This window comes from Actinomadura sp. BRA 177 (assembly GCF_013372625.1).
Lineage (GTDB): Bacteria > Actinomycetota > Actinomycetes > Streptosporangiales > Streptosporangiaceae > Spirillospora.
Genome location: NZ_JABXFD010000228.1, coordinates 1 through 9,567, shown reverse-complemented (window position 1 = coordinate 9,567; position 9,567 = coordinate 1). Strand labels below are relative to the sequence as shown.

At 72.3% G+C, this 9,567-nt stretch carries 7 protein-coding genes and 1 pseudogene; 2 read left to right on the top strand and 6 right to left on the bottom strand.

Features of this window, described 5'->3' with window-relative positions; translation table 11 throughout:
* From HUX53_RS08825 to HUX53_RS42220, 5 genes and pseudogenes are all read right to left on the bottom strand, one after another.
* A partial coding sequence (locus HUX53_RS08825) for an urease accessory UreF family protein (RefSeq protein ID WP_309237126.1) occupies window positions 1–416 on the bottom strand: 416 nt, incomplete at its 3' end.
* A gap of 2 nt (window positions 417–418) precedes the next feature.
* Window positions 419–1,465: pseudogene (locus HUX53_RS08820) on the bottom strand (urease subunit alpha); the annotation flags it as partial.
* Between the two features lie 5 nt (window positions 1,466–1,470).
* Window positions 1,471–2,730: a transposase gene (locus tag HUX53_RS08815; protein WP_309237125.1), complete on the bottom strand. Its 1,260-nt coding sequence runs from the start codon at window positions 2,728–2,730 to the stop codon at window positions 1,471–1,473.
* A complete protein-coding gene (locus HUX53_RS08810) occupies window positions 2,699–2,983 on the bottom strand; it encodes an urease subunit gamma (RefSeq protein WP_176402663.1) in 285 nt (94 codons plus the stop codon). Before HUX53_RS08810 ends, HUX53_RS08815 begins: the two co-directional genes overlap by 32 nt.
* Window positions 2,984–3,073: 90 nt before the next feature.
* Window positions 3,074–3,550 (bottom strand): Lrp/AsnC family transcriptional regulator, encoded by a 477-nt coding sequence (locus HUX53_RS42220; protein WP_309237124.1) that lies wholly within the window; start codon window positions 3,548–3,550, stop codon window positions 3,074–3,076.
* A 103-nt stretch (window positions 3,551–3,653) separates the two neighbouring features.
* On the opposite strand from HUX53_RS42220, the gene HUX53_RS08800 reads away from it, so the two are divergent.
* Window positions 3,654–7,130 (top strand): indolepyruvate ferredoxin oxidoreductase family protein, encoded by a 3,477-nt coding sequence (locus HUX53_RS08800; protein WP_176402661.1) that lies wholly within the window; start codon window positions 3,654–3,656, stop codon window positions 7,128–7,130.
* Window positions 7,131–7,133: 3 nt separating this feature from the next.
* On the opposite strand, the gene HUX53_RS08795 is transcribed toward HUX53_RS08800, so the two are convergent.
* Window positions 7,134–7,949 carry a DUF6338 family protein gene (locus HUX53_RS08795; protein WP_176402660.1) on the bottom strand — a complete coding sequence of 272 codons (816 nt, stop codon included), beginning with the start codon at window positions 7,947–7,949 and terminating at the stop codon, window positions 7,134–7,136.
* Between the two features lie 217 nt (window positions 7,950–8,166).
* Between HUX53_RS08795 and HUX53_RS08790 the strand changes: the two genes are divergently transcribed.
* A complete protein-coding gene (locus HUX53_RS08790) occupies window positions 8,167–9,378 on the top strand; it encodes a protein kinase (protein ID WP_176402659.1) in 1,212 nt (403 codons plus the stop codon).
* Window positions 9,379–9,567: the final 189 nt, after the last annotated feature.

The window sequence follows — 9,567 nt, the reverse complement described above, 5'->3', positions numbered from 1 at the left end:
GCTCTGGGTGTCTGCAGTGTCGTCTTGGTCGGCGGGGTAGGTGGTGTATAAGAGCGGACGACCGGCTGGTGCGGCGCGGCTCCGAGGCCGTCCCACCCGGGGCCCGGCCATACGGTACGGGCGGTGCGCAGCAGCTGGCGGCCCAGCGTGCGGGACGCCGACCGGACGGCGGCCGATGGCAGGCGCGCGTCCAGTTCAGCGTCGAGTTCGCCGAACCGCGTCGCGACGGATGCGGCGGCGGCGAAGGCGGCGGAGACGGCGCCGGTGGTCGCGGCCCGTCCGCGCAGGAACGCCTCCAGGGTCGGCACGTCCCGTACGCGTCCGGTGGCGGCGATCGGTTCGAACCCGCCGGAGTGGGCGTGCCCGCCGGCGGGGAACCGGCCGTCGGCCAGCAGTAGGAGCTGTGCGGCGCACACGGTCAGAAGAGGAAGTAGCGCTGGGTCATCGGCAGTTCGGTGCCCGGTTCGTGGTCGATCGTGTCGCCGTCTATGCGGACCTCGAAGGTGTTGGGGTCGACCTCAATGTTCGGCAGCGCATCATTCAGTGGCAGGTCGGCCTTCGTGCGGCCCCGCACGTTCTCGACGGGGACGAGCTTCCGGTGCACGGCGAGCCGGTCGGCGAGCCCGTCGTCCAGCGCGGCCGGGGCGACGAACGCCAGGCTGGTGGCCTGCGCGGCGCGGGTGCCGACGTTGTAGCCGGGGCGGGGCAGCACCGGCTGCGGCGTCGGTACGGACGCGTTCGGGTCGCCCAGCATCGCCGTGGCCGCCATTCCGCCCTTGAACACCGCGGTCGGTTTGACGCCGAACAGCGCGGGCTCCCACAGGACGAAGTCGGCGAGCTTGCCCGCCTCGATCGAGCCGATCTCCCGCTCCACGCCGTGGATGACGGCCGGGCAGATCGTGTACTTGGCGACGTAGCGGCGGGCCCGGTGGTTGTCGGCGCGGCCGTCCCCGGGCAGGGCGCCGCGCAGCTTCTTCATCGCGTGCGCGGTCTGCCAGGTGCGCTGCACCGTCTCGCCGAGCCGGCCCATCGCCTGCGCGTCCGACGACATCGCGGAGATCGCGCCGATGTCCTGCAGGACGTCCTCGGCGGCGATCGTGCTGGCCCGGACCCGGCTCTCCGCGAAGCCCAGCTCGGCCGGGACCTTCGGGTTGAGGTGGTGCGCGACGAGGATCATGTCGAGCTGCTCGTCGACGGTGTTGACGGTGAACGGCCGGGTCGGGGTCGTGGACGACGGCAGGACGTTCCGCTCCCCCGCGATGCGGATGATGTCGGGCGCGTGCCCGCCGCCGGCGCCCTCGGTGTGGTAGCTGTGGAACGTCCGGCCGCCCACGGTGCGGACGAGGTCCTCGACGAACCCGGCCTCGTTGAGCGTGTCGCTGTGCACGGCGACCTGCACGCCGTGCGCGTCGGCGACGGTGAGCGCCGCGTCGATCACCGGCGGGGTGGCGCCCCAGTCCTCGTGGCACGTCAGCTTCTCGGCCGTGAACAGCCGAGCCCGCGGCTCGGTCGTTCACGCCTCGTCGCGCTCCCCGTCGCCACTGGCTGTCGCGCCGAAATCGCATCACCTGCCCTCTGTGCGGAGGGCGGGCCGGGCATGCTGACAAATACCCACGCCGTGCGCGCCCGCTGGCGGACGTTCACGGCGGCGATGTGGTCGGCGGGGCCAGCGAGCCCGCACCGACGACAGCAGAAATGGTCCCGGCTGGGACGGTTGCCGCGTGCGACGTGCCCGCAGCGCGGGCACGTCTGTGAGGTGTAGGCCGGGTCGACCTCCAGGAACGGCACCCCGGCCCGCTGGGCCTTGTAGGCAATGGCGGTGCCGAGCTGGTGGAACGGCCAGGTGGAGAGCGTGGCCCGCTGGTGCCGCCTGAGCCGTACCCGGTCACGGATCCCACTGAGTTCTTCCAGCGCGATACCGCGTCCGGTGCGTTGGGCATCGGCCACGATCTTCTTGGCGATCGTGTGGTTCACGTTCGCGGCGTGCCGCCCCTCCCGGGCTTTGCGCCGCGCCAGGCGCCGGGCCGCTGAGCGCGACCCGGCCGCCTTCTTCTTCTGCAGTTCAGCACGACGCCGCGCCTGTGCCCGCCGGTACCTGCGCAGCCCCTTGCCCTGGTAGTCGGTGCCGTCGCAGGTGGTGGCCAGGTTCACGATGCCCCGGTCCACGCCGATCCAGTCGACCGGTTCGAACGGCACGGCTTCTTCGATCTCGCAGGTGGCATGCAGGAACCACATACCGTCCCGGTGCACCAGGTCCGACTCGCCCCTGCGGTGCTCGGCCAGGGTCTTGAGGTGGGACGGCCTGCCGGTGAACGCGATGTCCCGCACCCGGCCGTGGATGGTCCAGATCGACACCGTGCGGGCATCCATCTGCCAGGACAGGCAGCGGTCGTCGAACGGCTGGGCCGCCTGGTCGCGGAAGGTGATCGGCTTGGACTGAGCCCTGCGGCGGCGCTTGGAGTGCCGCCCGCCGAGTAGCCCGGCGTCGATCTGGGCGTGCAGCGTGGTGTAGGCATCGGCGGTCTTGCGGATCACATGCAATGCCGGCTGCGCCGACAACCCGGCCGCCTTCAGTTCAGCATAGGTGAGCTTCTGGAGCCCGGCCCGGGAGAACACCTTCTTCTCGTACGCCTGACTTGATATCCGGTTGGCCAGGGCATTGCAGGTGTGCAGAGTCCCGCTCAGCGCCGCCAACTGGTCAAGCGTCGGCAACAGCTTCACCCGCAGCACTAGTTTCACAATACGTGACTATATCATTACAGTTACGGGGGATGTTGGAGATCGAACCTGGCGGCGCTGGACGCGCCGCGTTCTGCAGGTCGGCCTTGGTCCGGCCGTCCCGCGCGCCCTCCAGCAGGAAGGACGTGATCACCGCCGTCGCCTCGGGCAGGTTGAGCTTCAGCCCCCGCTCCTTGCGTTTGAGGGCGAGCTCACCGGCGGTGAAGATGAGCAGCCGTTCCCGTTCCCGGTGGGTCAACAGCATCACGAGCCTCCACAGCGGCGACAGTTTGAAGCGAGTCGGTCACTTTGTGCGACCAAAGCCGCCCCTACCCGGGAACGCTTTGGTGATGCTTCAGCGGGCGCGGCGTTCCTCGTCCTCTAGGAGGGGGGCGATGCGGAAGGGGACCTGGTGGGTCAGGACGATCGACGTCGTGCTGCGGCGGACGCCGGGGCAGGCGAGGATCGCGTCGATGACCTCGTGCAGTTGCTTGCCGTTCGGGGCCACCGCGCGGACGAGGAGGTCGCCCTGGCCGGTGATGCCCAGGACCTCCAGGACGCGCGGGATCGCGGAGAGGGCGACGGCGGCCTCGCGGAGGCGGCCTTGGGCGACCTCCAGGGTGACGAACGCCGTCAGTTCGAAGCCGAGCGCGCCGAGGTCGACCTCCCGGCCGCGGTGGCCGATGACGCCGTCGCGTTCGAGGCGTTCGACGCGGGCGTGCGCGGTGTTGCGGGCGATGCCCAGCTTGGCGGCCAGTTCGGTGATGCCGATGCGGGGCTGCTCCACGAGGCGGCGGAGGATCTGCAGGTCGAGGAGAGTGGTGCGGGTCACAATGCTCAGCTCCGGCGGGTGACTTTGTACTGATTTGAGCAATCTGCTCAAGTATCGTGCCAGCATCTTGCACACCGCTCAGTGAAGTGGGCTCAATGCAAGCATGAGCACCACCGTTTCTTCCTCTCCGCTTCGGGACCGGCTGGAGCTGGAGCGCGGCCGGATCGCGATCGGCGGCGTCCACGCGCTCGTCCGGCTGCTGCTCGACCAGCGGCGGGCGGACGCCCGGCGCGGCTGGACGACCGCCGGGTTCGTGTCCGGCTACCGGGGGTCGCCGCTCGGCGGCCTCGACCAGCAGCTGATGCGGGACGCGACGCTGCTGGAGGGCAACGACATCCGGTTCATTCCGGGCGTGAACGAGGAGCTGGCGGCGACGGCGGTCTACGGGTCGCAGCTCGCCGAGCACCTGCCGGGGCCGCGCTACCAGGGCGTCTTCGGGCTCTGGTACGGCAAGGCGCCCGGCGTCGACCGGTCGCTGGACGCGTTCAAGCACGCGAACTGGCTCGGCACGTCCGAGCGGGGCGGGGTGCTCGCGGTGGTGGGCGACGACCCGTCCGCCAAGTCGTCCACGCTGCCGTCGGCGACGGAGGGCGCGCTCGCGGAGGCGTTCATGCCGGTGCTGGTGCCCGCGTCGGTCGGCGACGTGCTGCGGCTCGGCCGGCACGGGTTCGAGATGTCGCGGTTCAGCGGGGCCTGGACGGGCTTCAAGGTCGTGACCGACGTCGCCGACTCGCACGAGACCGTGGCGGCGGAGCCGGTGCCCGACCCGGTGATCCCGGACTTCGCATGGCGGGGGCGTCCGTGGAAGCCGACGCGCAAGCCCGGCGTCGATCTGAAGGGGACGACGGCGATCGAGACCGAAGTCCTGCAGGGTCGGCTGCAGGCGGCGACAGCATATGCCGCCGCTAATGGGCTCGACCGGATCGAAGGGGCGGCGGACGCGACCATCGGTCTCGTCGCGGCCGGGCGCACCTATCTTGAGCTGCGCGAGGCCCTCGATCGGCTCGGGCTGGACGATGAGGCGCTGGCGCGGCGCGGCGTAAGGCTGCTGCGGCTGGCGTTGATCTATCCGCTGGACGCCGACCGGATGCGCGAGTTCGCGACGGGGCTCCGCGAGATCGTCGTGGTGGAGGAGAAGCGCGCGTTCATCGAGACGCAGATCCGGGACGTCCTCTACGACCAGGCGGAACGTCCGGCCGTGTACGGGAAGAACGGGCCGGGTGGAGCCCTCGTCCCGGCCGACGGCGGGCTGGACGCCGACCGCATCACCAAGGCGCTCGCCCGCTTCCTCGCCGACCGGGTCGGCGAGGAGCACGTCGACCTGCGCGAGGCGGCACTCCAGCCGCGCAAGCCCAAGATCAACCTGCTCTCGGCCTCGCGCACGCCGTACTTCTGCTCCGGCTGCCCGCACAACCGCTCGACGGTCGTGCCGGACGGGTCGATCGCGGCCAGCGGCATCGGCTGCCACGTGATGACCGTCTTCCAGGACCGCAGCATCGGCACCACGCAGATGGGCGGCGAGGGCGCGATGTGGGTCGGCGCGGCGCCGTTCAGCGAGACCGGGCACATGTTCCAGAACCTCGGCGACGGGACGTTCTTCCACTCCGGCAGCCTCGCCATCCGGCAGGCCGTCGCCGCCGGCACCAACATCACGTTCAAGCTCCTCTACAACGCGGCGGTCGCGATGACCGGCGGGCAGGACGCCGACGGCGGCTCCGACCCCGCCGCGATCACCCGGATGCTGCACGCCGAGGGCGTCGCGAAGATCGCCGTGGTGGCGGACGACCCGTCCCGCTACCCGCGCGGAACCGACTGGGCGCCCGGCGTCCGCGTCAGGCACCGCGACGACCTCGACGCCGTCCAGCGGGAGCTGCGCGAGATCCCCGGCGTGACCGTGCTGCTGTACGACCAGGCGTGCGCGGCGGAGTCGCGGCGCAAGCGCAAGCGCGGCCTCGCCCCCGACCCGCAGGTCCGCGTGCTGATCAACGAGTCGGTGTGCGAGGGCTGCGGCGACTGCGGCGTGAAGTCGAACTGCCTCAGCGTGGAGCCCGTCGAGACCGAGTTCGGACGCAAGACGCAGATCAACCAGACGTCCTGCAACAAGGACTATTCGTGCGTGGACGGCGACTGCCCCTCGTTCGTCACCGTGATCCCGGGCGAGAAGAAGAAGGCGCGCCCGTCGCTGCCGGAGATCGGTGAGCTGGAGGATCCGGAGACCCGCCCCGCGTCGGGGGACGTCCTGCTCGTCGGCATCGGCGGCACCGGCGTCGTGACCGTCAACCAGGTCCTCGCCACGGCCGCGCTGATCGACGGCCGGCACGCCCGCGCGCTCGACCAGACCGGGCTGAGCCAGAAGGCCGGCGCGGTCGTGTCGCACCTGCGGATCGGGGACGCCGACCGGGACCGCCCGGGCATGGTCGGCGCGGGCGGCGCCGACGCCTACCTGGTGTTCGACTCGCTCGCCGGGACGTCCGAGACGAACTTGCGCCGCTGCTCACCGGACCGGACCGCCGCGGTCGTGTCGACCAGCGAGGTCCCGACCGGGCGGATGGTCACCGACACGGCGGCGGCGCTGCCGCCGAGCGCGTCGCTCGTCCGGCAGATCGCCGACCGGACGCGGGGAGAGTCGCTCGTCGCGCTCGACGCGCTCGCGCTCGCCGAGCGCTGGTTCGGGAGCACGACCACCGCCAACTTCGTCGTGGTCGGCGCCGCGTACCAGGCGGGGCTGCTGCCGCTGTCGGCGAAGGCGATCGAGGAGGCGCTCGCGCTGAACGGCGTCCAGGTGGACGCGAACGTCCAGGCGTTCCGGGCGGGGCGGCGGCTCGTCCTCGAACCGGACTGGGCCGCCGAGCCGGTCGCGACCACCGCCGCGCCGAGGCCGCTGGACGCGACCGCGACGGCCGCGATGAGCCTGGTCGAGGCGTCCGGCGCGGACGGCGAACTGGCCCGCGTGCTGCGGATCCGCGTCCCCGACCTGGCCGCCTACCAGGACGTCGCGCTCGCCAAGCGGTACCTCGACGCCGTCCTGCGCGTCGATCGTGCCGAGCGGGAGACGGGCGTGGACGGGCAGCGGCTCGCGGTCGCCGTCGCGCGCAACCTCTACAAGCTGATGGCCTACAAGGACGAGTACGAGGTCGCCCGCCTCCACCTCGACCCCGAGCTCGCCCGGCGGGTCGAGGAGCAGTTCGGGCCCGGCTCCACCGTGAAGTACATGCTGCACCCGCCGCTGCTGCGCGCGTTCGGCATGGACCGGAAGATCGCGCTCGGCCGGACGGCACGCCCGGCGTTCCACGCGCTGCGCGCCATGCGGCGGCTGCGCGGCACCCCGCTCGACCTGTTCGGCGCGACCGCGCAGCGCCGCGCCGAGCGCCGCCTCGTCACCGGCTACGTCGCCGTCCTGAACGAGCTGGTCGCGGAACTGAATGCCGAACGCCACGACCTCGCCGTCCGGATCGCGGAGCTGCCGGACGTGATCCGCGGCTATGAGGACGTGAAGACGGCGAACATCGTCCGCTACGAGGAGGGCCTGCGCGAGCTGCTCGCCGCGTGGCGGGCGGAGCGGTCCCCGAGCCGCGTGTGATGATCAGGTGATCGCGCTGGTCACCGCGCCGACCAGCGCGATCACCACCAGCTGCAGGAGCAGCAGCTTCGCCAGCGCGCACGGCGCGGAGCGGTGCGCGTAGCACTGCTCGGCGAGGATCGTGAGCTGGTCGGTGAGCCGCAGCCGCGGCGCGGAGTGCCGGGGCGGGACGCCCCGGAACGCGGCCGCCCGCGGCTGCTCCTCCACCGGGCGCACCAGGACGCTCGTGACCGCCCGCGTCGGGACGACCATCCGGTCCCAGTGCAGGGCGTCCAGCGGCAGCGGCTTCCCGTGCCCGTCCAGCTGGAAGATCGGCCCGCACAGCGTGATGAAGGGGAGATCGTGCCCGCGCGCGGCCGGCTCCTCCCCGAGCAGCCCGCGGAACGTCTCGCCGCTGTTCAGCGTGATCTCCAGCTCGACGTCGCGGTCGGCGTAGTCGGCGGACGCCGGGCGCTCCGGTGCCGGCCGCTCCGGGAAGGGCGCCGGCCGGTTCTCCAGCCGCGTCAGCGCCGCCGCGGCAAGCGACGACAGCGTAAGCGAGAGTGCGATGAAGCAGGCCACCGACCAGCCCGCCACGAGCGTCGAGCCGGCGTCCCCGTCCAGCAGCCGGCGCGGGCTCAGCACCGAGCCGCGCCCCAGCAGGCCGAGGACGAGCACCGTGCCGGACGTGAGCAGGGTGCCCGCGACGACCACCCGGGAGAACCTCGGGGGCGCGCTGCCGGCCCGCTCGCGGCGGCCGCGCACGAGGTCGAAGTGCAGCCCCGGGACCGCCGCCAGCGCCAGCAGCACAACAGGCACGACGAGGGAAGCTTCGGTCATGGTCACCCCAGCCCGCCATCGGGGGTCACGAGCCTCCGATCTTTTCAGTTGGCCCTTGGAATCTCAATATCAAGACAGCTGACGAATGGTCCAATTGATGTTCTCGTTGGCGCTCCGCCAGTCGAACCGGGCGCGCCGGGCCGCGCGTACCTCCTGACGGGCCGGGACCACGCCCGGCACAGGGAACGGACGAGGGTGACGTCCAGTGGAATCGGGCTTGCGGCTGACGGAGCGCTACCGGCTCGTGGAGCGCCTCGACGACGGCGGGACGATGGAGGTCTGGCGCGCCCGCGACGAGCTGCTCGACCGCCCGGTCGCGGTCAAGCTGCTGACGCCCGCGCGGGCCGGCCTGCACCCCGCGTTCCAGCGGGGCGTGAACCGCGCCGCCGGGCTGTCCTGCCCCGCGCTGGAGACGATCTTCGACAGCGACCAGACCCGGGACGCGTCCGGGCGGCTCATCTCCTACCTGGTGACCGAGTTCCTGGACGGCACGACCCTCGCGGACCGGCTCCGCCGGGGCCCGCTCACCGCCTACGAGACCGCCGGCCTGTGCGGCCAGATCGCCGCCGCCCTGGCCACCGCGCACGCGGCCGGTGTGACGCACGGCGACCTGAGGCCGGGCAAGGTCGTGCTGCTCCGCGACGAGGTCAAGCTGGTCGACACCGGGATCGCCGGAGTCGTCCGGAGCGCGCGCGGGCCCGCCTCGCACAGCGCGGAAGTCGCCCCTGTGTCGGACACGGAGGCCGCCGACATCCGCGCGCTCGGTGCTCTCATCGCCGCATGCGTCACTCCGGGAGCGTCCGAGGAATTGTCGGCGCTCGTCGCCCGCTGCCTGAGCCAGGAGCCGCCGTCCGCCCGGCGGATCGCCGACCTCCTGGCGCGCGACGACGACCCGCCGAACCAGACCTTCGCCGCGGGTCCCGCGATGGCGAGCACACCCCAGCGGACGAAGACGCTGCGCCCGCCACCGCGCCGGCGCGTCCCCCGCCCGGCCCGTCTCGCGGTGCTCGCCCTCCTCGTCGCGATCCCGGTCACGGCCGCCGCCGCGATCCTCGTCTCGGCACCGCGCCCGCCGGTCTCCGTCCAGCCGCCCACCCGGACCGAGGCCGTCCCGCCGCCGCGGACCACGACGCCCGACACGCGTCCCACCACCGAGCCGGCCGGGACGCGCGTGCGGGGCGCGCTCGGCCAGTTGCGCCCGATCGTCAGCCGCGGCTACGCCTCCGGCGAGATCCGCTCCGACGTCGCCATCGACCTCAACAACGTGATCACCAACCTGGAGAACGACCTCACCACCGACCGGATCGTGGACGTCGGCCGCCGGGTCGCCCTCCTGCACGACAAGATCGACACGCGGCGGCGGGAGCGCGCCCTCACCCCCGGTCTGGCGGACGAGCTGAACCGCGTCCTCGCGACGATCCAGGCATGACGGGCGAACGGGACCCCGGGCAGTGGCGGCGCGAGGAGATCCGCCACCCTCGGCACGGCCTCCGCATTCCGTGGCTGGCGCTCGCGGGCCCGTCGCGACGATCGTCGCCGCGACCACCCTGGTCATCGGGATCGGCGACAACCTCTCCAGCCGGGACCGCTCCCCCGACCGCCTCCTCCCGCTCCAGGC

Bases quoted from the DNA above. Each gene is read 5' to 3' on its own strand.
- HUX53_RS08810 (WP_176402663.1), bottom strand. From the start codon at position 2,983: ATGCTGTTGACCCACCGGGAACGGGAACGGCTGCTCATCTTCACCGCC.
- HUX53_RS08800 (WP_176402661.1), top strand. From the start codon at position 3,654: ATGAGCACCACCGTTTCTTCCTCTCCGCTTCGGGACCGGCTGGAGCTG.
- HUX53_RS08795 (WP_176402660.1), bottom strand. From the start codon at position 7,949: ATGACCGAAGCTTCCCTCGTCGTGCCTGTTGTGCTGCTGGCGCTGGCG.